The organism is Aquirufa salirivi, assembly GCF_045310485.1.
GTDB lineage: Bacteria > Bacteroidota > Bacteroidia > Cytophagales > Spirosomataceae > Aquirufa > Aquirufa salirivi.
On sequence record NZ_JBEWZH010000002.1, the window covers coordinates 313,793 to 335,383 of the forward strand.

20 protein-coding genes are annotated in these 21,591 nt (G+C 37.5%); 7 read left to right on the forward strand and 13 right to left on the reverse strand.

The annotated features are described in order from the left end of the window. Nucleotides 1-4: 4 nt before the first annotated feature. From U0R11_RS03680 to U0R11_RS03695, 4 genes are all read right to left on the reverse strand, one after another. The gene (locus tag U0R11_RS03680) at nt 5-1,093 is read right to left on the reverse strand and encodes a M20 family metallo-hydrolase (protein ID WP_406749854.1); all 1,089 of its coding nucleotides are present in this window, start codon (nt 1,091-1,093) and stop codon (nt 5-7) included. Beyond that, entirely contained in the window at nt 1,093-1,878 is a 786-nt protein-coding gene (gene argB / locus U0R11_RS03685) for an acetylglutamate kinase (RefSeq protein ID WP_406749855.1), read from the reverse strand. The genes U0R11_RS03680 and argB overlap by 1 nt, the downstream gene beginning before the upstream one ends. Before the next feature lie 4 nt (nt 1,879-1,882). Continuing rightward, entirely contained in the window at nt 1,883-2,857 is a 975-nt protein-coding gene (locus U0R11_RS03690; RefSeq protein ID WP_406749856.1) for a Rossmann-fold NAD(P)-binding domain-containing protein, read from the reverse strand. An 83-nt stretch (nt 2,858-2,940) separates the two neighbouring features. Further along, nucleotides 2,941-3,501 carry a GNAT family N-acetyltransferase gene (locus tag U0R11_RS03695; protein ID WP_406749857.1) on the reverse strand — a complete coding sequence of 187 codons (561 nt, stop codon included), beginning with the start codon at nt 3,499-3,501 and terminating at the stop codon, nt 2,941-2,943. A 139-nt stretch (nt 3,502-3,640) separates the two neighbouring features. Between U0R11_RS03695 and U0R11_RS03700 the strand changes: the two genes are divergently transcribed. Continuing rightward, a complete protein-coding gene (locus U0R11_RS03700; RefSeq protein WP_406749858.1) occupies nt 3,641-6,253 on the forward strand; it encodes a TonB-dependent receptor domain-containing protein in 2,613 nt (870 codons plus the stop codon). 95 nt (nt 6,254-6,348) lie between these two features. Here U0R11_RS03700 and U0R11_RS03705 read toward each other — a convergent pair whose 3' ends face one another. Next, on the reverse strand, nt 6,349-7,323 hold the full coding sequence (locus U0R11_RS03705; RefSeq protein ID WP_406749859.1) for a polyprenyl synthetase family protein: 975 nt from the start codon (nt 7,321-7,323) through the stop codon (nt 6,349-6,351). Nucleotides 7,324-7,408: 85 nt separating this feature from the next. Here U0R11_RS03705 and U0R11_RS03710 point away from each other — a divergent pair, with 85 nt between their 5' ends. After that, the gene (locus tag U0R11_RS03710; RefSeq protein ID WP_406749860.1) at nt 7,409-8,296 is read left to right on the forward strand and encodes a patatin-like phospholipase family protein; all 888 of its coding nucleotides are present in this window, start codon (nt 7,409-7,411) and stop codon (nt 8,294-8,296) included. A gap of 80 nt (nt 8,297-8,376) precedes the next feature. Here U0R11_RS03710 and frr read toward each other — a convergent pair whose 3' ends face one another. From frr to U0R11_RS03725, 3 genes are read right to left on the reverse strand one after another with little or no spacing between them, the layout of a single operon-like run. Continuing rightward, entirely contained in the window at nt 8,377-8,937 is a 561-nt protein-coding gene (gene frr, locus U0R11_RS03715; RefSeq protein WP_406749861.1) for a ribosome recycling factor, read from the reverse strand. A 16-nt stretch (nt 8,938-8,953) separates the two neighbouring features. Next, complete coding sequence (gene pyrH, locus U0R11_RS03720; protein ID WP_406749862.1) at nt 8,954-9,664, reverse strand: UMP kinase; 711 nt, start codon at nt 9,662-9,664, stop codon at nt 8,954-8,956. Between the two features lie 52 nt (nt 9,665-9,716). Then, entirely contained in the window at nt 9,717-10,415 is a 699-nt protein-coding gene (locus U0R11_RS03725) for a fatty acid desaturase (RefSeq protein ID WP_406749863.1), read from the reverse strand. 87 nt (nt 10,416-10,502) lie between these two features. Here U0R11_RS03725 and U0R11_RS03730 point away from each other — a divergent pair, with 87 nt between their 5' ends. Then, complete coding sequence (locus tag U0R11_RS03730; protein WP_406749864.1) at nt 10,503-12,257, forward strand: family 43 glycosylhydrolase; 1,755 nt, start codon at nt 10,503-10,505, stop codon at nt 12,255-12,257. Here the strand turns inward: U0R11_RS03730 and U0R11_RS03735 are convergent. The 3 genes from U0R11_RS03735 to dusB all read right to left on the reverse strand — a co-directional run bounded on the left by U0R11_RS03735 (nt 12,249) and on the right by dusB (nt 15,502). Next, nucleotides 12,249-13,517 carry a DUF2851 family protein gene (locus U0R11_RS03735; protein WP_406749865.1) on the reverse strand — a complete coding sequence of 423 codons (1,269 nt, stop codon included), beginning with the start codon at nt 13,515-13,517 and terminating at the stop codon, nt 12,249-12,251. The genes U0R11_RS03730 and U0R11_RS03735 overlap by 9 nt on opposite strands. A 101-nt stretch (nt 13,518-13,618) precedes the next feature. Then, nucleotides 13,619-14,506 (reverse strand): DMT family transporter, encoded by an 888-nt coding sequence (locus tag U0R11_RS03740; RefSeq protein WP_406749866.1) that lies wholly within the window; start codon nt 14,504-14,506, stop codon nt 13,619-13,621. A gap of 3 nt (nt 14,507-14,509) precedes the next feature. Continuing rightward, nucleotides 14,510-15,502 carry a tRNA dihydrouridine synthase DusB gene (gene dusB, locus U0R11_RS03745; protein WP_406749867.1) on the reverse strand — a complete coding sequence of 331 codons (993 nt, stop codon included), beginning with the start codon at nt 15,500-15,502 and terminating at the stop codon, nt 14,510-14,512. Nucleotides 15,503-15,535: 33 nt separating this feature from the next. Here dusB and U0R11_RS03750 point away from each other — a divergent pair, with 33 nt between their 5' ends. The 4 genes from U0R11_RS03750 (at nt 15,536) to U0R11_RS03765 (ending at nt 18,317) form a co-directional block, all read left to right on the forward strand. After that, nucleotides 15,536-16,486, forward strand: coding sequence for a CPBP family intramembrane glutamic endopeptidase (locus U0R11_RS03750; protein ID WP_406749868.1), 951 nt, complete (start codon nt 15,536-15,538; stop codon nt 16,484-16,486). Further along, nucleotides 16,483-16,689 (forward strand): hypothetical protein, encoded by a 207-nt coding sequence (locus U0R11_RS03755; protein ID WP_406749869.1) that lies wholly within the window; start codon nt 16,483-16,485, stop codon nt 16,687-16,689. The genes U0R11_RS03750 and U0R11_RS03755 overlap by 4 nt, the downstream gene beginning before the upstream one ends. A gap of 9 nt (nt 16,690-16,698) precedes the next feature. Beyond that, nucleotides 16,699-17,529 (forward strand): phosphatidate cytidylyltransferase, encoded by an 831-nt coding sequence (locus tag U0R11_RS03760; RefSeq protein WP_406749870.1) that lies wholly within the window; start codon nt 16,699-16,701, stop codon nt 17,527-17,529. A gap of 62 nt (nt 17,530-17,591) precedes the next feature. After that, a complete protein-coding gene (locus U0R11_RS03765) occupies nt 17,592-18,317 on the forward strand; it encodes a peptidase associated/transthyretin-like domain-containing protein (protein WP_406749871.1) in 726 nt (241 codons plus the stop codon). 2 nt (nt 18,318-18,319) lie between these two features. Here the strand turns inward: U0R11_RS03765 and U0R11_RS03770 are convergent, their stop codons facing one another. Further along, the gene (locus U0R11_RS03770) at nt 18,320-20,380 is read right to left on the reverse strand and encodes a carboxypeptidase-like regulatory domain-containing protein (protein WP_406749872.1); all 2,061 of its coding nucleotides are present in this window, start codon (nt 20,378-20,380) and stop codon (nt 18,320-18,322) included. 47 nt (nt 20,381-20,427) lie between these two features. Further along, nucleotides 20,428-21,591, reverse strand: a complete 1,164-nt coding sequence (locus U0R11_RS03775; RefSeq protein ID WP_406749873.1) for a hypothetical protein — start codon at nt 21,589-21,591, stop codon at nt 20,428-20,430.

Consider the following 21,591-nt stretch of genomic DNA (forward strand, 5'->3'; position numbering starts at 1 on the left):
TTTCTTATGATTTATGTTGGTATTGAATAATTGTTTGAGTTAATAATTGTTGGTAGGTTTGAATTCCTTGTTTGATTTCATCTAAGTAGATAAATTCATCGGCTGTATGGGACCTACCTGAATGCCCTGGGCCAATTTTAACGGAGGGGCAAGTTAATAAGGATTGATCAGAAAGGGTAGGAGACCCAAACGTACTTATTCCTAAAGCCTTGGCTGCTTGACAAATCACATGATTTTCATCGATACGGCTTGGCTGTAATCGGATGGACCTAGGATTTAAGTCAGAGCTTAGTTCGTGTTTTAATATATCAAGGATTTCTTCCAAGGTATAACATTCGTTCACTCGGCAATCAATGCTGTATTCACAGATATCGGGTATTACATTGTGTTGTTTACCCGCATGAATGATAGTGACTGTCGTTTTAACAGGTCCTAAAACAGGAGATATTTTTTCAAATTGAAAGTTTTCGATTTTTTGAATATCCTTCATCGCGACGTAAATCGCATTTATTCCTTCATTTCTTGCTGCATGCCCAGCTTTTCCATGAGCTACAGCATCTATAACCATGAGCCCTTTTTCTGCAATGGCTAATTGGCAGTCGGTAGGTTCTCCCACCATAGCCCAATCAATTTTGGGAAAATTGGGGGCATTGATTAAGGCTTCAATGCCATTTTTCCCTGAGATTTCTTCTTCTGCCGTAGCAGCTAACACGATATTGAAAGGTAAGTTTTCCTGATGATAGAAAGAACAAAATGTTTGTATCAGACAAACCAAACTAGCTCCAGCGTCATTGGAGCCTAGGCCAATGAGTTTTCCATCCATTTCCGTAGCTACCCATGGGTCAAAAGTCCATGAAGCATTAGCTTTGACAGTATCGTGATGCGAATTTAAAAGTATACTGGGTTTATTGGGGTCAAAATGAGCATTTTTTGCCCAAATATTATGTAAATATTGCTCGGATTGTACGCCCTTATTGCTTAGGAAATCTTGAATAATTTTAGCTGTACCCGCTTCTTCTTTACTCAAGGATGGACAAGCGATCAATTGAGAAAGTAAAGAGCGAGCTTCTAAAAAATCAGATTCTTTATGCATTATGCGGTTATTCTGGTGCCACCTTCTTGGATTAATACTTGACTCGCATGACAGAGTTTAACGGTATTAACACCTTGAGAAATGGCTTTTATGGCATTTTCTAATTTAGGGATCATTCCTGCAGTGACAATTCCATTTTCTTTCAAAGCTATAAATGAAGCTTGATTGATGTGTGGAATGACAGAATGATCGTCATCGGGATTATTTAAAACCCCATTTTTTTCGAAGCAATACGTCAAGGTAACTTCGAAAAACTCACTTAATGCGATTGCGATGGCTTGTGCCATGGTATCTGCATTGGTATTTAATAAATGACCTTCTTTATCGGCAGTGATCGGTGCAAAAATGGGGTAATACCCTTGGTTGATGAATCCACTTAATGCTTCCCCATTGACTTCTTCAATATCTCCTACCCAGCCATAATCAATGGGCGATGGATTTCTTTTTTTACTGATGACCAAACCAGCATCTGGTCCTGTAAAACCGATTGCATTTTTCTGTTTGGATTGCAGCTGGGCTACCATGGTTTTGTTAATCCAACCTGCATAAACCATGGTTACAATACGTAAACTAGCCGTATCGGTAACTCGGCGTCCTTCGATCATTTGACTTGTAATACCTAGCTCTTTCGCCATTTCTGTGGCTATTTTACCACCTCCATGGACAAGAACAAAGGGTTCTTTTATGCTAGCAATATCATGTAAAAATGCCTCCAACAAAGGAGGATTGTCGATGACATTTCCACCAATTTTAATGACCTGAAGCTTAGGCAGATTTACACGCATATTTTTAGAATAAGTAAGGACTTTCTTTTTTGGCAAGTGATAATAACATCTCCTTTAGCACAGTTTGGGCTGCCCAAACACGATTTCCAGCTTGTTGAACGACGATGGAATGATCAGAATCTAATACTGCGTCTTCTACTACTACATTCCTGCGTACGGGTAAGCAGTGCATGAATTTGGCAGTATTTGTCAACTTCATTTTGTCCATAGTAACCATCCATGCAGGATCAGAGTTTAGTATTTTACCATAATCTTGGTAGGATGACCAGTTTTTGGCATAGATAAAATCAGCTCCTTCAAAGGCTTCCTTAGGGTCGTAACAGATGTTCGCATTTCCACTAAATTCTGGAGCTAGTTCATAACCTTTGGGATGTGCAATAGTAAAATCCACCTCGGAGTGATTCATCCATTCTGCAAAGGAATTGGGTACACATTGAGGTAGGGCCTTAACGTGAGGAGCCCAAGTTAAAACTACTTTAGGACGGGCCGTTTTTTTATGTTCTTGGATGGTGATCAAATCCGTTAAAGACTGTAAGGGGTGTCTGGTAGCAGATTCTAAACTTAAAATGGGTCTACCAGTATATTTCATGAATTGATTTAGTACCAATTCTGAATAATCATCCTCGCGATTCACTAAACTTGGGAAACTTCGAAGCCCAACAATATCGCAATATTGCCCAATGACGGCAGCGGCTTCAGACACGTGCTCTGCTTTATCGCCATTCATAATGACACCTTCATTCATTTCTAATTGCCAAGAATCGGCACCTACATTCATGACCATGACATTCATTCCCAGATTTTGAGCTGCCTTTTGGGTAGATAATCGGGTACGTAAACTGGAATTAAAGAACAACAATCCTATGGTTTTATTTTTACCAATGAAACAATCGGAATAAGGAGCTCTTTTCATTAAAAGGGCTTCATTGACCAACTGAGGGATGTTGTAAGCGTCATGGATGGAAGTGAAATGATGCATATGATTGGGTCCTTAGGGACTTTAGGCATTTATAATTCAGTAAAATTACCGAAAATTGCTCGAAAGGAAATAAAATCCCAGAATTAAGTTCTTTTGGATTGGATTGGACGTTTCCAAGTAAACACTTCCATGCCTTCGGGTTGTTGTAATATTTTTTGTCCCGTTTGAATGAATCCATTCTTGGTAAGGACAGATTGGGAAGCTAGATTTTCGATGGGTGTTTCGGCAACTAAATAGTGTAGATCTTGATCTTGACTAGCCCATTCTATTAGGTATTGCAAAGCCTCGCTGGCATAACCATGTCCTCTGAATTTTTTGTCTAAGCAATATCCTATTTCGGTAGAACCTTGGTCATTGGGTAAACCTGCCAGCCCTATTCCCCCTATAGAACAGGACTTTTCTGTTAGGATTATTTCCCAACTTGTATACCAAATAAAATCGAAGGGAAATTTTTTTGTCATAGGAAGCCAAAAGTCAAGTAAGGCCATTTGCGTTTCTTCTTGAAAAAATGCTTCTATTTCCCAAGTATTATGTTGTAAGCCCAGTTGGATTTCTAGGGCATCACGTCCTTGATCTGCCCAAGTCCTCAATAATGAATGGTCCAGTGGTATTAATTGTAAACGTGGTGTTTTGATAGAAATCATGTTTTATTGACGTTTTGCATCTTTGAAATTGACCTACAAATTATGACTATTGGTCGCAAAAAAGAAATTACTCATTAGAATTACAACAGTTTTGCATTCGATTTTAATATAAAATCAATTTGCCAATTTTAAAATAACTATGAAAAAATTATTCGCTCTTATTGCCTTAGTAGTATGCACCATGCAAATGAACGCTCAGGTTCCTAGTGGAGCAGGTGCACCCGCACGAAGAGAAGCTGCAGCCCCAGTTGTAGCAGCCCCTAAAGGTTCAGCCAAAATTGTTGGTTATGCGCTAGATTCCACAGATAATAAGCCTGTTGAATTTGCTTCTGTTGCTTTAATTAACAAAGCAACTAATCGCCCAGTGGATGGAACGTCTGCTGATCAGGTAGGAAAGTTTACCATGAACAAAGTGGCAATAGGAAGTTATAAAATTGTTATATCATTCATAGGCTACGAAAGTAAAACTATTTTCATTGATATCACAGATAAAAAAGATAACCATGATTTAGGGGTTATTAAAATGCAATCTTCGGCCAAGATGTTACAAGAAGTAACGGTAGAGGGTCAAAGAGCCATGATTGAAGAAAGAGTGGATCGTACTGTTTACAATGCAGAACGTGATCAAACCAATCGTGGTGGTGATGCAACAGATGTTTTAAAGAAGGTGCCCATGTTATCTGTTGATTTAGATGGTAATCCTTCGCTCCGTGGTTCTACTAATATTAGAGTATTGATTAACAATAAGCCATCATCCATTATGGCATCCAATGTGGCTGATGCCTTGAAGCAAATTCCTGCTGACATGATTAAGACCGTGGAGGTGATTACTTCTCCTTCTGCTAAATATGATGCAGAGGGTTCAGCGGGTATCATTAACATTGTCACGAAGAAAAACACCCTGCAAGGTTTGACCTTGGGTTTTGATTCAAGTGTAGGTGTTAGAGGTTCAAACTTATCTTTGAATGGTAATTTCCGTAATAAGACTTGGGGTATGTCCTTAGGTGGTTTTGGCCGTTCTCAGTACAACGTAACGGGTAAATACGAAAATACACAAACTACAAGAAGCCAAGGTGTAGAAACGGTTAACTTCCAAACTGCGGAGAGTAGAACCAGTAATTTATTTGGTAACTATCAAATAGGTTTTGATTGGGATATTAACAAATATAATTCCATTACTGCATCATCAAGATTTGGAGTAAGAAATGGAAATAACTACCAAGATAACTTACAACAGATTCGTAATGGCTTGCTTACTAGTTTACGAAACACTAATTCTTCTGATGTTTCAGGCAATGTTGATTTGAATTTTGATTATTCTCATACCTATGATACGCCTCAAAAAGAGTTCAGTATCTTGTCAATGTATAGCCGCAGTAACCGTACAAGTGATTTCTACAATGATATCATGAATCCGAACGCGACAATGAGCCAAATATTGAGTTCAATTAAAAATGAGAACTTGGCGTATAATGAAGAAGCTACTTTCCAATTGGATTATCAGACGCCTATTTTGAAAAACCAAATGTTGGAGTTTGGAGGAAAAGGAATTTTAAGAAATGCATCCTCTGATTACAAGTCATTTATAAACCCAACTGGAAATAATGCAGCGGGTTACAATCAAGTTAATTTAGCTACTTTACCAACCAACGTTTTTGATTACAATCAAAATATTTGGGGAACCTATGCATCATATACCTTGACCACTAAAAATAAATGGAGCGTAAAAGCGGGTGCTCGTTATGAGCACACGGACATTTCTGCTAGTTTCTTGAAGAAAGAAGGCCAAAATTTGACCATCCCTCCGTATGGAGTCATTGTTCCAAGTTTTAATATGTCCAAAACATTCAAATCAGGAACTTGGAGATTTAGTTATAATAAGCGTATTCAGCGTCCATCCGTTCAATTCTTGAATCCTAACGTGAATTCGACGAATCCATTGAACATCTCTACAGGTAATCCAAATTTAGCGCCAGAGTATACGAATAACTTTGAAGTTGGATACAGTAAGTACATTAAGTCGTTCTACATATCTTCAGCTGTATTTGTTAGAAATACGACAGGTGCGATTAACCAAATTCGTGAAGTGATTGGTGATACGGTAAAGACTCGTTCAGTGAATATTGGAAATGAGGATGCTTATGGTATGAACTTGAATATCAATGCCAATTTGACGAATCGTTTGATGATCGGTGGTGGTGCGGATTTCTCTTATTTGAAATTGGCTAATAATGTACCTGATCCTTTGTTGAATGCGAAAAACGAAGGCTTGGTTTCTAACTTCCGTATTTTTGGTAACTATAATTTAGGCGGAGGCTGGGGAGCTCAATTGTTCTCTTTCTACCGTGCTAACGAGATTCAGTTGCAAGGAAAGCGTGGAGGATTTGGAATCTATAGTTTAAGTTTCAAGAAGGATTTCAATAATAAGAAAGGAAGTATTGGATTTGGAGCGGAGAACTTCTTCACTTCCGAAATGATAATACGTAGTGAAACAGTTACCCCAATCATTACTCAAGTAGGGTACAATACCATGCGTAATATGAACTTCAAGATTAATTTCTCTTACCGAATTGGTAAAATGAGTTTTACAGGAACGAAGAAAAAGAAATCAGTTAACAACGATGATCAAAAGGATAGTGGAGGAGATGCTACACCTCAACCAGTTCAAGCTCAACCGATGGGAATGCCAGGTGGTGGTGGAAGACAAGGTGGTTCTGGTGGTGGCGGAATGGGAGGCGGCCGTCCAAGATAGATTTTGTTTTAAAGTAGTTTAGTGCTTAAAGCTGGAAACCGATGGTTTCCAGCTTTTTTTGTGCTCGCGAAAATAAGATAATTTATCGAAAGAGGCTATTTATTTCTTTCGATGGTATATCCTAGTAAATCGTGAAGCGAGTTACGGTAGGTAGATTCGGGAAATTTATTTAGGATTTCTCGGGCCTCCTGAGCATACTCATGCATCCGTTGAGTGGCATATTCTAGTCCACCTGTATTTTTGACAAATTCGATAACTTCACGTACACTTTGGGGATTATCAGAATCATTTTTAATCAAATGAATGATTCTCTTTTTCGTGCTAGAGCTAGTATGTTGTAAGGAGTAAATCAAAGGCAAAGTCATTTTTTTCTCTTTGATATCTATGCCCAATGGCTTACCAATTTCGGCATCACCATAATCAAAAAGGTCATCTTTGATTTGGAAGGCTACCCCAACTCGATCGCCAAATTCTCTTGCAATTTGTACATATTCTTCACTAGCGCCCACAGATTGAACACCAACGGCACAGCATGCTGAAATCAGTGTAGCCGTTTTTTTGCGGATGATATCAAAATAGATGTCTTCGGTGATGTCGAGCTTACGCGCTTTTTCTATTTGGAGTAATTCGCCTTCCGACATTTCTCTAACTGCTGTAGAAACTGATTTTAGCAAATCAAAGTCGTCGTTTTCAATGGAAAGTAAAAGTCCTTTTGATAATAAATAATCGCCGACTAAAACAGCAATTTTGTTTTTCCAAATGGCATTAATGGAGAAGAAACCTCGGCGGTAATTGGAGTCATCGACCACATCATCGTGAACGAGGGTTGCTGTATGTAATAATTCTATCAGTGCAGCGCCACGGTGAGTTTTTTCGTTAATTTCACCCATTACCCCAGCAGAAAGGAATACGAACATCGGTCGCATTTGTTTTCCTTTGCGTTGAATGATATAATTCATGATGGTATCCAACAGCATTACTTTGGAGCGCATGAATTGGCGAAACTTCCCTTCAAATGCTTTCATCGGTTCCGCAATGGGCAATTGAATGGATGAAAGCGAATAGGACATAATATTGATAGTAGAAGCTTTAGGCTTATTAATTTTGTAAATTTAAGACAATTTGGGACAAATAGTCCTTTCAATATTCAAATTTATGAGTAAGATATTGGCATTATCTGGAGGCTCGGTTAAAGGAGCTTTTCAAGCGGGAGTCATTCGAGCATTATTTGAAAGGGGCTATGAACCCGATTTGATTTATGGGATTTCTGCGGGTAGTTTAAATGCAGCCTATTTAGTGAATCAATTGGGCCGACAAAAATTGAATGGGGAGCTCTTGAATTTTCCACAGGCTGGACAGGATTTATGGGATTTTTGGGAAACGAGAATCACGCATCCCGAATGTTTGTCAAAGCCGTTGAGTTTATGGGAATTAGGCTGGACAGCATTGACAAAGAATTTTAGAGGTTTAGTTAGCACCAAGCCTTTGAGGGATTTGGTGGAAGGTGTCTTAGACATTCGGAATTTACAAGCCAGTCCTGTTGAGATGCGTATAGGGGCAGTCAACATCATGGAAGGAGGTATCCATTATGTGGATCCCAGTTATGACCATTTTTACGACTATTTATTAGCATCCTCGGCTATTCCCATTTTGATGCCTGTGGTTCGAATTAATCAGGAAAAGCGGCGTAGTTTTTTGGATGGAGGCTTAAGGGATGTTGCACCTTTACAGAAAGCGATTAAAGATGGAGGAAAACACATCGTTTGTATTAGTTGCCATACCCAAACCATAGAAGGTGGGATTTTCGAACCTGGGGATTTGTTGGCCTTAGTAGACCGTGTCATGGACATTGCAGTTAATGAGATATTAAATGCAGATTTGAAGGAGGCCTTGTTGATTCAAAACCAACGGAGTGATTTGGCAATTTATTCCATTCGACCTATTCAGCCTTTATCGATTGATATCCAACATTTTAATAAATTGGATATTCGTAGAATGTTGGAAATTGGCTATGCTATGGGTAAAGCTGAGGAGTATTTTTAAATCGAGGTAATTTGATGGATCAAAGGGTATAAAAAAAGCCGATCGTGCAGATCAGCTTTTTTATCTTATTGGGCATAGAATTAAACCGACATGATATCTTTTTCTTTGTCTAAAAAGATTTGATCAATTTTAGACACAAAAGCATCCGTTAATTTTTGAATTCTATCTTCTGAAGCTTTAATATCATCCTCTGCAACACCTTCACCTTTTAGTTTTTTGATACTATTGTTTGCATCTTGGCGAGCATTACGAATGTTAATTTTTGCTGTTTCTATTTCTTGTTTTACGCGTTTCACTAAATCTCTTCTACGCTCTTCTGTCAAAGGAGGAATGGATAAACGGATTAATTCACCGTCATTCATTGGATTTAAGCCTAGGTTTGAATTACGAATTGATTTTTCAATTTCTCCAAAAATACCTTTTTCAAAAGGTTTGATGGCAATAGTTCTGGCGTCTGGTGTTGTAATCGATGCTGCTCCAGTTATAGGTGTAGGCACACCATAGTACTCAATCATTAATCCATCCAACATACTAGTGCTGGCTTTTCCTGCTCTAATTTTTGAAAGTTCAATGTTCAAGTGCTTGATAGCGCCTTCCATCGTTTCCTGTCCGGCTTCAATATAAAATTCTAACTCCTCCATTTAATATAATTGCTGATTAACTAATTAATGTTCCTACATCTTTCCCAGAAACTAAATCACATAAGTTTCCGTTTTTGTTCATGTTAAATACAATGATCGGTAATTTATTCTCTTGGCATAAGGTAAATGCTGTGGTATCCATGATTTTCAATCCTTTACCAATTGCTTCTGAAAAACTCAGATGGGTATAACGAGTAGCACTTGGGTCTTTTTCCGGATCTGCTGTATAGACGCCATCAACACGTGTGCCTTTCAATACTACATCTGCTTCAATTTCAATGGCACGAAGTGAGGCGGTAGAATCTGTTGTGAAATAAGGGTTACCTGTACCTGCACCAAAAATAACGATTCTACCTTTTTCTAAGTGACGCATGGCTCTTCTTCTGATGAATGGCTCGCAGACGGCTTCTACTTTAATCGCTGTCATCATGCGGGTATACAATCCATGTTTTTCTAAAGAGGCTTGTACTGCCATACCATTAATGACTGTGGCTAACATGCCCATATAATCACCTTGTACACGATCAATGCCTGCTTTTGCCGCGCTGGCACCGCGGAAAATATTTCCTCCTCCAATTACGATGGCTACCTCAACTCCCAAATCATGGACTTTTTTAATTTCTGTTGCGTATTGATCTAAAATACTGGGATCAATAATTTCCGTAGGCGTGGAAAGGGCTTCTCCAGAAAGTTTTAATAAAATTCGCTTGTATTTGGGTTCTGACATTGGAATGTGATGGGACGATTATGTGCGTTGCAAATTTAGAAAAAATATTCATCTATCTGCTAGAAATTTGGCTGTTTTGCTCCTTTGCCTCGGCTAATTTCCACCAAGGTAAATAGGGTTTATCGTGATGTTCAAAATGATAGCCAAAATTATAGCAGGAAAGAAATGCCCAAAGATGATTTTTTTGTTGGCTTCTAGATTGGTGCTTGTTGCCTGGCTCATGCTCCCCTCGGTGAGGTAAGTAAGTGCCAAAATAAAATAATTGAAGTGTGGCTAGTATAGCGGGCAGTTCCCAAAGAAGTATGATATTCTCCATGGGAAACCAAATTTTTAATAGGTTGTACGTGATGGCCATGGCCAAAATTTGGGTCCAGTGCACATATTGAAACATGAACTTAAACCACCAGATAAAGAAGTTGCCTTGGTGTACATCAGGGTCTTCTGATGTGTTGACATAGGCGTGATGATGGTGATGCTTTTTTCGTAATATCGTATAATTATTGAAGGCAAAAAGGGTAGCACAGAATCGCCCTATCGCATGGTTTAGGTGAGGATATTCTTTCGATACAACACCATGAATAGCGTCATGCGAACTAATGAATAAACCTGTATATAAATGAGTTTGGATTAGAATGGCCAAATACAAAAATGGATTTTTCCAATCCAGAGGCATTTGAATCCAAAAGGCTAGATGAAGCATCCAGAGTAATATGATTATCCCTGCACTGAATATACCGGTATATTTTTTCATAGGGGATTAACGTGTTATTGTCTTTGTAAAATTGGTATTTTTATCGGGATCAATGTGTATTTTGGACAATAATTTCACTTTGAAAGAATGAAAACTACTTACCTAACTTGGATTTTTGCCATTTGTTTGGCTATGAGCTCTGGAGATATTTCGGCTCAAAATACCTATTGTAATCCCATGAACCTGGATTATGGATTTACACCTATACCCAATTTTTCAGAAGCAGGTCGACATAGGGCTACAGCTGATCCCGTCATCAGCTATTTTAAGAATAAGTATTACTTATTTTCGACCAATCAGTGGGGTTATTGGTGGAGTCAGGATATGTTAAACTGGAATTTTGTTTCTCGACGCTTTCTACAACCTTACCATAAAGTATATGATGAACTATGTGCTCCTGCGACCTTTGTGATGGGTGATAGCTTGTATGTTATTGGCTCAACCTATGCTAAGGATTTCACACTCTGGTCTAGTCATTCGCCAGAAACAGATACTTGGAGAGAGTCGGTACATGCTTTTACTGCTGGGGCTTGGGATCCAGCCTTTTTTTTAGATGATGACGGTCGACTGTATTTGTATCATGGATCCAGTAATTTTTATCCGATGTATGGTCAGGAAATTGATCGCAAGACCTTGCAACCCATAGGTGAAAGAAAGGATTTAATTCGACTGAATGATGACTTGCATGGTTGGGAGCGTTTTGGGGAATATCAGGACAATACCTTTCTAAAACCCTTTATGGAAGGTGCTTGGATGAACAAATATAAGGGCAAGTATTATCTCCAATATGGTGCTCCTGGAACGGAGTTTTCGGCTTATGGAGATGGGGTTTATACCGCGGATAAACCTATGGGCCCATTTACTTATCAAGCCCACAATCCATTTTCATTTAAACCAGGTGGATTTACACGTGGAGCTGGACATGGTGCCACTTTTGAAGGTCAATATGGGAATTGGTGGCATGTTTCAACCATTACGATAGCGGTTAAAAACAGTTTTGAGCGTCGATTGGGATTATGGCCCAGTACATTTGATCAGGATGGGATTTTGTATACGGAGACGGCTTATGGTGATTATCCATATCGTATGCCGACATCTAAATTTGACAAGCCAGCTGAATTATTTACGGGTTGGATGCTGCTTAATTATAATAAACCCGTGAAAGTTTCCTCGAGTTTGGCCGGATATGGTGCTAATTATGTAGTTGATGAGCAAATGAAAACTTATTGGTCAGCTAAAACATCAAATAAAGGCGAATTTATTCAATCGGATTTAGGGGAATTATCGACCATAAATGCTGTTCAAATTAATTATGCTGATCAGGATGTAGACTCTAGTTTTTTAGGAAAAATACCTGGGATATATCATCAGTATCAAGTATTTGGTAGTAAGGATGGGAAAAATTGGCAGTTAATCATCGATAAATCAAAGAATAAAAAGGATGTTCCTCATGACTATGTAGAATTGGTTAAGCCAGTGGAGGCAAGGTATATTAAATTGGTCAATGAACATATGGCCGCAGGAAAATTTGCCATCAGTGGATTACGGGTATTTGGCAAAGGACATGGTCCATTGGCAAATGAGGTTAAGAATTTTTTGGTGCTTCGTGGTGAACATGATAAACGATCAGCTTGGTTGAAATGGCGACATGAGCCATTGGCTACAGGTTATGTGATTTACGCTGGCATTGCCCCAGATAAATTGTACACATCTATTCAAGTTTTTGGTGCCAATGAGTATTATTTTAAATCCATGGACAAGGATAAGACGTATTATTTTCAAATTGAGGCATTCAATGAAAATGGTATAAGTAAGCGAGGGCCAGTCTTAAAATCAGAGTAAGATGTGCTTGCCAACTTGACAATTGAGGCATTTTTTTGTTTGACAGTAATTTTTGTACCAGTGTAAACAAGCTTGGGAATCATGAGCATTTTTGATTTCTAAACCTATTTGGGTATAAACTCGAGAAATTACATTGTTTTCTGCATCCATTTCAAAAAGCCATCGATAGGCTTTGTCTGCATATTTTGTTTCTCCTTTACAGTGCGCATAGGCCAACAATACAGGAATTAAGGTGTTGATGCACAATGAATAAAAGGTGGATTTACCTAATTGCCCCAGAGGTTTATGGCTAATTTTACCAAAGTGGTAATGCTTTTGCCAATAGTTGGAAGGATTAATTTCAAAGAGCGTTTGTATGACTTTGAGTTCTTGGATTTCTAATAAAATGGAGAGCAAAGAGCAATTATTTCGAATGACTTCGGCAAATTGTGCCATGCGAATGGTAGGGAAGTTGGCCGGTCTTAAACGGAGAAATTTCCAGTCGGACATCTGTAAATAGGCATTTTCCCATTGATGTTTTTTTCTTAGGTGGATAAATTCTCTTCTTAATTCCCATTGGTATTCATCTTTGATAGGCTCTTCTAACATGCCAGCTAGCCCCATCATGGCAGCTTCAATGCCTAAGGGGCGATCTCTATTTCTTAAAATGAGTTTAAGTGGGATCGCTTGGGTCAGTCGGAGCATGGGTTCGGCATTGAGTCCAAATCCAAAACTTTTACCCAAGGATTGGTAAAATGTTTCATCCCAGTCCTGCTTATTTTTATTCCATAAGTTGATGATGGATTCATATTTGATTTGCATTCTTTGTTCAGCACATAAGGTCAACATTTGTGTTTTGATCTCATGGGGTATTTCCTGAAAAAAGGATTGACAAGCTAGTGAGTTACTGGATGGAGAATTCGAATCTAGGAAATTAATTTCTTGAACGCGATGGCAAAGTTCGAGTGTGGGAATTTCTCGCCCATCTTGGTAATATATGGGTAGATCAGCTTTCCAAACTACATGTAAAATCACATTTTCAAAGGAGGTATCTTCATGGTGAGCGTGTCGCAGCCAGTCAGAGGCCAATACGTGTAGTTCTACGGATCCAATCCAAGCAAAATCACTAATCAGGATGTGAGCTTCTTGAAAATCTGCCCCGGCATGTTTATTTAAGAAACCAGGATGAATGATTTGAAGATATTCACCTTGTTGGCTACGTAAGCTTTTATGATCAAAAAGCTGTTTACTCCAAATTCGACTTAGGATTTGTTCGTTCATAGGTAGGAGATTTAGACCTATTTAAAGTTCTAAGCAATCTACCATCCATTCTTAAAAGTTATTTGATAATCTCTAATAGGACTTTGGAGATTCAAATTTTATCAAGATTTTGAATTGTTAACTTGGTATACTCCCCAAAGTAAGATGAACATAAATACGATTTGCGACCAATAAATGGTTTCTCCATCAAAAAGCCCCCATGCGACAGCCACAATTGGGATTAAGTAGGTAACTGAACTAGCCACAATGGCACTTGTCCATTTGATTAATTGATTAAATAGGACCATCGCCAAGGCAGAACCAAATAGACCCAAGGCAATGGCAGCTACTAATGGCCACATTTGAGCGTGATCAGACCAAGGGCGATTGAAGAAACCTGAATAGGCTAAAAGCCCTAGCGCCAGTGGTCCAATCATCATAAATACCCCAGCGGTGGACGTAAGAGGGTGTAGGTCAGCAAATTTTGATTTGACTGTATGTAAATTTATGCCGTACAAAAAGGTTGCTAAAATCACCCAAAGTGCATGGTAGTTGAATTGAAAAGAAAAGCTTTTACCAGCAACCAATAAGCCTATACAGCCAATTAATCCTAAAATAATACCACCTGTTTGCTTTAGAACAAACTTTTGATGAAATAATGCGACTCCGATAATCAATGTAAAAAGAGGTGTAAAAGCATTTAACATCCCAGAAAGGGCACTTGGGAGATGTTCTCCAGCGATGGAAAATAGAATGGCTGGAAACAAATTTCCTGTTAAACCTGCCAGTAGGAATGATGGCCAGTGTTGTTTTTGGATGTATTTTCTCCTTTTAAAAAAGAATGGACAAAAGAAAAGTGCAGCTGAAGCGATACGCAAGGCACCTACTTCCATAGCAGAATAAGTGCTCAGGCTTTTTTTTACCAAAATAAAAGAGCTACCCCAGATTAATGAAATGGCCGCTATGGCCAGAATAATCCAAAGTGCAGGTGTTTTCTGTGTTGATGTCATGAGTTATGCCTGTAAAATTCCTTGATAATGCTCGGCAATTTCCTGTAAAATTTGATTGATTTCCTCGTAAGATAGTGATGTAACTAATCGGCTTCTAAATGGTTTGAAATGATCCATGCCACGGAAATAATTGGCATAATGACGGCGCATTTCAACGATTCCCCCGTGATTTCCTTTCCATTTGATGGAAAAGTCCAAGTGACTTTGACAAACACGGATACGTTCTTCTAAAGTAGGAGGAGTTAAATGTTTTCCAGTTTGAATAAAATGTTTGATTTCATTGAAAATCCATGGATAGCCGATGGTGGCTCTACCAATCATTACACCATCAACCCCGTATCTGTTTCTATATTCCAAGGCTTTTTCGGGTGTATCAATATCGCCATTTCCAAAAATAGGTATTTTGATGCGGGGGTTATTTTTGACTTTGGCAATTAATTCCCAGTTGGCTTCTCCTTTGTACATCTGTACTCGAGTTCGCCCATGTATGCTTAATGCCTGAATTCCAATATCTTGCAGTCTCTCAGCTACATCTTCAATGTTTTTGGTAGACTCATCCCATCCTAATCTCGTTTTGACAGTCACGGGTAAATGAGTGGCATTGACTACGGCTTTGGTCATAGCAACCATTTTGGGAATATCTTGTAAAAGAGCCGCTCCAGCACCTTTGCAGGCGACTTGTTTTACGGGGCAGCCATAATTGATATCAATTAAATCGGGGCCAGCTTGTGTGGCAATTTCAGTACAAGAAGCCATGGTTTCTATGGATGATCCAAAAAGTTGAATTCCAATGGGGCGCTCATATTCAAAAATGTCTAATTTCTGGACACTTTTAGCAGCATCTCTAATTAGACCTTCGGATGAGATAAATTCAGTATACATCAAGTCTGCTCCATTTTCTTTGCATACTGCACGAAAAGGAGGGTCGGATACATCTTCCATGGGAGCTAAAAGCAGAGGGAAAGAGCCTAATTCGATGTTGCCTATTTTTACCATTCTCATTAAAAATTCAGTAAATTTACGACCATTATGGAAGAAAACTACATTTCTGAACCCGCGCGTTGGTTTGGTCTTTTTTCGAAGTTGCTTAGTTTATTTGGATTTTTTCTGCTTGGAAGCTTTTTAGGGCAGTTTTTGGGTCTAATAGCGGTCGTTTTAATCATGGAATTTCCTTCGACAAATGTGGCGGAATTTCAAAAATTACTTTTGGATTTTATGGCTAATCCCGAAAAATACCATGGAGCATTTAAGGGAATGATGGCTTTGCAGTGGTTTGTTTCTTTGTTTACGTTTTTAGGAGGCTCATGGGCTTATTTAAAATTTATGGAGAAACGTACTTTATACGAGTTAAGTCCTCTAGAAGCTCCCTCTTGGCGGATTTTTTCTTGGGCTATCATCGCATTATTGGTTTCCATTCCCTTGATGGAATACATCATTCAGTGGAATCAATCCATTGTACTGCCAGCAGGATATGAAGAAGTGGAGGCTTGGATGAGAACTTCGGAAGATAGTATGGCTCGATTAACCAAGTTTTTATTGCATTTCGAAACACCCTTGGATTTTTTGACGGCATTGGCTGTGATAGCAGGCATGGCAGCCATAGGAGAAGAATTGTTTTTCCGTGGGGTATTGCAAAATTTGTTTGAAAGGTATTTAGTCAATGTTCATGTGGCTGTTTGGTTATCTGCGGCTATATTTAGTTTTATCCATTTTCAATTTTATGGATTTCTTCCTAGGATGTTATTGGGAGCCTTTTTTGGGTATTTATATATTTGGTTTAGGAATATTTGGGTACCCATTTTAGCTCATTTTTTTAATAATGCATGGACATTAACATTGAGCTATTTGCATCAAGAAAAGGTAATTGATATAGATCCAGAGCAAGTTGGTGAGATGATTCCATGGTGGTCTGCAGCTATTTCATTGCTGTTCCTTATATATTATATTCGTTTAATGTATCAACAAAAAGAGGAAATATGATTCAGGATTGGACTTTATTAGGTAGTTCTCAGCAAGGTATTGATTTGGAAATTCAAAAATCGATGCTTATTGAAAGGTATGAAATACCTGCAGTTGTGATTAATAAGAAAATAAGTCCTTATGACTTAGGTGTATTTGAATTGTATGTGCATCAAGATAATTTTGAGAAAGCGAAGTTAGCTATCATCGAATTCAAGAATTAAAATCAAACTATGGGATTATCCAATTTGAGTAATTTATGGCAAAGGGTCATTGCAGCATTGATTGCTATTCCATTTTTGTTATTCTGTATCAATTTTAATGACTATACTTTTTTGGGCTTATTTCTGTTGATTGGCGTTTTAGCCCAATTGGAATTTTATAAGTTAGTGGGGAGTTTAGAAGGTAATTTACCTTTAACTTTTTATGGGACTTTTTGTGGTGTGATACTTCATTTGCTCACTTTTTTTATTGAAAAGGGAATGATAGGATACCATAATTATTATATTTTGTCGCCATTATTAACCATCATCTTTTTTATTAAGTTGTATAAATCAAAAGATGGTAAACCATTTCAAAATATCGCCTTTACATTTTTAGGTATTATCTATGTGGCACTCCCATTTGCCTTGTTGACCGTATTAGCTTTCATGAGGTCAGGCTCTTATGATGCGAACATTATCATGGGTTGTTTGTTTTTATTGTGGGCTAGTGATTCTGGAGCTTATTTTGCTGGAACCTATTTTGGAAAAACAAAATTATTTGAGAGAGTATCGCCCAAAAAATCATGGGAAGGATTGATGGGGGGCTTATTTAGTGCTATGATTGCGGCCTATATTATTTCGAGGTATTTTACTAATTATGAAGTATGGGAATGGTTTGCCATTGGAGTGATTATCGTGGTAGCAGGTACCTACGGAGATTTGGTAGAATCGTTGTTTAAAAGGAGTATAAATATTAAGGATTCGGCAAATACCATTCCTGGCCATGGAGGATTTTTAGATCGTTTTGATGGCTTACTTTTGTCCATTCCTTTTATTATTACATTTTTGAAATTATTTTAATTTTCATTCGTTTAACGAAAAGCAGAATCAATTTATTTAAAAAAAACATTATTTGCAGCTCAATGAAAATTTGCAAACGAGTCATATTGGGACTTTTCTTTTTAGTTGCATGTATGAGCCAAGATTTATTGGCTCAAGGGCAGGATAAAACAGTATTATTTCTTGGAAGGGTCGTTACTGCGACAAAAGCAGAAGATTTACCTTTGGCATATGTATATAATCCAAAGGCGGGTAGAGGGGCATTGAGTGATAATTTTGGAATGGTAGAGATGTATGTCTTTCCAGGAGATAGTTTGGTGTTTACCTATGTAGGCTATCAGAAAAAATATTACATTATTCCTAAAAATACAGATCAGGTTCATCGTGCTATTATTTCTTTATCAGAAGAATCGAAAATGTTGTCTGAGGTAAAAGTCTTTCCCCACAGTTCTGAGGAAGAGTTTAAACAGGCATTCTTAAATATGCGACTACGCGATGAAAAGCAAAGGGGGATATTGGCCAATAATTTGGAGCAGTCCAAGCTCAATGTTTTTGCATTACAAGCAGGTATGGGAGCGTCTTCTAATTTTAGGAATTTTTCAGATCAAATGGTTTCAGCTCAAGCAAACAAAACATTTTATGCGAGTCCTATTTTATCTTTAACGAATCCTTTTGCTTGGATCAACTTCATTCAATCCATTAAAAATGGAGAATTAAAGAAGAAAGAATGGAAGAAAGCGTATGAATTTTTGCCTAAAGAAAACATTTCTCGACAACAGTTTTTAAGGGAGTCTAACGCTAATAAATAGGATTACCATCTCAGTTGTAAACCTATGTAAATCACTCGTTTTTGAAAATATTCTTGAAAGGATTGTTGATAGTCCCTAGTGTAATTGATGGATTTGACATTATCTCGGTTCAATAAATTGCTTATGGATATATAGGTAATCCAAGAGACTTTATTTGATTTATGGATCATTTTACTAAGCATAGCATCTATTCTCATATATGGAGACAAGGTTTTACTAGCATTTGGTTCAAACTGAGGAATATATAATTGTATTTCGGAGGAATAGGTAGATGAATTTAATGGTCTGTAATAATTCCCTGTTCTCCATATACTACTCAAACTTAGGTCAAAATATTTCCATTTCCATTGTGAGTTTGATCGTAAGAAAAAAGGAATTTGATAAGGAGAGTTTTGGGTGAATTGTCCGTTCTTCAATTGACTCCAATGGCTTCCGATACTCCATTCATGTTTAGATTTAGATTTGATAAGACTCAAATTAAACTCTGCTCCATATGCTTCTCCTGTATTCACCATGGAATTTTCCAATTTATAGAATACTTGAAAACTCCATTTTTGTAGTTCTTGTTCCTGAACTAAATCAAAGGATACTTGCTGATTATTGACCTGTAGGTAACCATTTTCTGGGGAAAATAGACTAGCTATTTGTTTACTCCAAGCAAGATTAACATATGTTTCGGAATCTTTTAGATACCATCGAGAATGAATTTGATGAGTAAAATGAAAATCATTTAGCTCTGGAAAATGTATCAATTTTAAGCCAAATCCAATTCTGAATGGCTTGAAAAGCGTATAATTATTGGAAAAAAATAATTCCTGCTGTGATATGGACGTCATGTTTGAAAACAGAATATATTGGGATTTTGGGCGGTAGTCATAGTAATACGAGGGTTTACGAATATGATAAGATGTTTGAGTTTGAAACCATTGATACCCCGTTTTTATTGTCCAGTTTTCCTTTGGAAATAATTGTAAGTCAATCCCACTAAATAGTTGATATGATTTAGGGTGATATGCATAATTTCCTGTGCTATCGTGTTGGGTGGATTCATGGTATCCAAACTTAATAGTCCATTGAGCATGTTCCACTAGTTTGGATAAATTGATGGTTTGAATGTGTCTATATTTTTGATAATCAAACGGGCCTTCAAAGGAAGGGTGCCTAAATTGGCTAGTATATTTTTCATTCATAAACAGGCAAAATAACTTCAAGCGCCATAAATTTTTTGTTTGAAAATAGCCATTTACACCCCAGTCGCTTTCGCTAAAATGAGGTAAATCACTTAATGAGTTTGGGTTAAAGAATTTAAGTATTGGACTGAATTGATGGTGTCCAAATATGCTGATTCCGTTTTTTTCTTTAGCCCAAGGTGTCCAATGTATACCAGCTTGTCCAAGGCTAGCATCAATTTCCAGATTTTGCTTTTGGAATGATTCATTGCTCTGAATTTGGACTACTCCAGTACTGGCATTCAATAGCTCTATTGGAGGGTTACTTGGGAAGACAAGTAAATCCTTGATGGTGTTGATGGGGATAAGACTGAAGGTTCCCAAACTGGACATTTGGGTAAATTTAATGGGTTCAGGAATGGGTATATCGTTGATGTATATTTGAGTCAACTGTGGATTGCTTCCTCTAAAACTAATGGAGGCGGATTCTCCAAACGGACTAGCTGAAGAGCTGGATTGAACGGCCAAAAGCGGGTCAGCTTTGGAAGAAGCGTTTACAACTATGTCCAAGAAGTTGATTTTTTGATTGACAAAATCCTCCGACATAGGTACACTTGCTTTAACTTTTACTTCTGCCAAGGCACTGGGTTTATCTAAGGATAATTGGATATCCTGAGTATGGTATTCTCTTATTGGAATATATTGTTTTTTGTAACCTAATATGGATACGATTAACGTATCAGGAAGCCCTTTGGTTAATTTTTGAAAATGAAATGAGCCTGTAGAATCACTTCGTTCAAGTAGTTTATGTTGAACTAAATAGAGGCTAACGTTTTCTAATTTTATTTGATGATAAGCATCCATAACACGTCCTTTTAGGCTAGATTGAGCCATCGATCTAGTTGATAGGAATAAGAAAAATAGGAAGAGGCTAGTTCTAATCATGGTATGAAACGAATGAAATATGGGAGAATAATCCACAGTGCCATCAAGCAGTAATAAGCTGATATAAAGCAATAACTCATCAAGATATAGCCAACAAACAGGTAATCTTTGGGCTTAAGAGTATTTACATTCAATTGAAATAGGGCTGATTTGAATTTTTTTATAGATCGGCTTGCCTCATGAAAAAGTGCTGGTTCATGTAAATACTCTGAAAGGAGAAAATAGCCATCTGTACCTGGGATAAATGGAATTGCATTAAAGATGATTCGGAATGCAATAAAGCATTGCAAAAATTGCCAATGTGATAGCCATATTTTCTCCATCTCCCAATCCATGAGGATATTAATACCTAGGACCAATGACATGTCTAAGAAAATCCCTGCAAATATGACTTCAACTCGATGTCTTTGATTATCCCAAAAATGAAGTGAATTGGTATTGATATGGACAAATGGAATGAAGCCTAAAACGAAAGAAAACCCCAAATCAGCCACTAAACCTCCATGTTTCAAATAAATCAAGTAATGAGCAAATTCATGTAAAAAAGTAGAAACAAGTAGTCCACTAATCAAGAAAGGGAGAAGAATGGGACTATTTATAAATTCAAAATCTTGCCATTGTTTTATGAATTGTGGATTATATATAATTTGACCTATTCCTATGATCATAAGTAAAATGACCAAAATTTGAAATAATTTTTGTGCAATTTGTTTTTTTGCCCAAGATTCCATCCAAGTTTTTTCAAGGGGGATTTTGGCAACTTTATAAAAACGAAGATTTCCTCTACCTATAAATTCAATAGGTATGGATACATAGGAAAGCAATTGACTTATGACTAATTTCCAATTCGATAGACTTTGGTTTTGAAATAAAGATTTCTGTTTTTGGTGCGCTTCTAATGCATCCTCAAATAAAATCAATTCGGTTTCAAGTGAATATTGAATTAATTGATTAAGGATACTGCGGTCTGCATCATAGCTTTGCATTAGGTAAATAAGGGTTTTGTTTTCATCTTGATTCTTCACCAAATGACTTAGAATATTCCATTCGCATTGACTGATTTGGATAAGCGTATCTTTCCAAGTGTGTTTGAAATAGAGTTCTTCTGTACTCTCTTTCGCATAGATTAATTTATAATCTGGATTGAATATGTAATTCAT

Excerpts from the sequence above, each read along its gene's own strand:
- U0R11_RS03680 (WP_406749854.1), bottom strand. The coding sequence starts at position 1,093 with ATGCATAAAGAATCTGATTTTTTAGAAGCTCGCTCTTTACTTTCTCAA.
- argB (WP_406749855.1), bottom strand. The coding sequence starts at position 1,878 with ATGCGTGTAAATCTGCCTAAGCTTCAGGTCATTAAAATTGGTGGAAAT.
- U0R11_RS03690 (WP_406749856.1), bottom strand. The coding sequence starts at position 2,857 with ATGCATCATTTCACTTCCATCCATGACGCTTACAACATCCCTCAGTTG.
- U0R11_RS03695 (WP_406749857.1), bottom strand. The coding sequence starts at position 3,501 with ATGATTTCTATCAAAACACCACGTTTACAATTAATACCACTGGACCAT.
- U0R11_RS03700 (WP_406749858.1), top strand. The coding sequence starts at position 3,641 with ATGAAAAAATTATTCGCTCTTATTGCCTTAGTAGTATGCACCATGCAA.
- U0R11_RS03705 (WP_406749859.1), bottom strand. The coding sequence starts at position 7,323 with ATGTCCTATTCGCTTTCATCCATTCAATTGCCCATTGCGGAACCGATG.
- U0R11_RS03710 (WP_406749860.1), top strand. The coding sequence starts at position 7,409 with ATGAGTAAGATATTGGCATTATCTGGAGGCTCGGTTAAAGGAGCTTTT.
- frr (WP_406749861.1), bottom strand. The coding sequence starts at position 8,937 with ATGGAGGAGTTAGAATTTTATATTGAAGCCGGACAGGAAACGATGGAA.
- pyrH (WP_406749862.1), bottom strand. The coding sequence starts at position 9,664 with ATGTCAGAACCCAAATACAAGCGAATTTTATTAAAACTTTCTGGAGAA.
- U0R11_RS03725 (WP_406749863.1), bottom strand. The coding sequence starts at position 10,415 with ATGAAAAAATATACCGGTATATTCAGTGCAGGGATAATCATATTACTC.
- U0R11_RS03730 (WP_406749864.1), top strand. The coding sequence starts at position 10,503 with ATGAAAACTACTTACCTAACTTGGATTTTTGCCATTTGTTTGGCTATG.
- U0R11_RS03735 (WP_406749865.1), bottom strand. The coding sequence starts at position 13,517 with ATGAACGAACAAATCCTAAGTCGAATTTGGAGTAAACAGCTTTTTGAT.
- U0R11_RS03740 (WP_406749866.1), bottom strand. The coding sequence starts at position 14,506 with ATGACATCAACACAGAAAACACCTGCACTTTGGATTATTCTGGCCATA.
- dusB (WP_406749867.1), bottom strand. The coding sequence starts at position 15,502 with ATGGTAAAAATAGGCAACATCGAATTAGGCTCTTTCCCTCTGCTTTTA.
- U0R11_RS03750 (WP_406749868.1), top strand. The coding sequence starts at position 15,536 with ATGGAAGAAAACTACATTTCTGAACCCGCGCGTTGGTTTGGTCTTTTT.
- U0R11_RS03755 (WP_406749869.1), top strand. The coding sequence starts at position 16,483 with ATGATTCAGGATTGGACTTTATTAGGTAGTTCTCAGCAAGGTATTGAT.
- U0R11_RS03760 (WP_406749870.1), top strand. The coding sequence starts at position 16,699 with ATGGGATTATCCAATTTGAGTAATTTATGGCAAAGGGTCATTGCAGCA.
- U0R11_RS03765 (WP_406749871.1), top strand. The coding sequence starts at position 17,592 with ATGAAAATTTGCAAACGAGTCATATTGGGACTTTTCTTTTTAGTTGCA.
- U0R11_RS03770 (WP_406749872.1), bottom strand. The coding sequence starts at position 20,380 with ATGGCTCAATCTAGCCTAAAAGGACGTGTTATGGATGCTTATCATCAA.
- U0R11_RS03775 (WP_406749873.1), bottom strand. The coding sequence starts at position 21,591 with ATGAATTACATATTCAATCCAGATTATAAATTAATCTATGCGAAAGAG.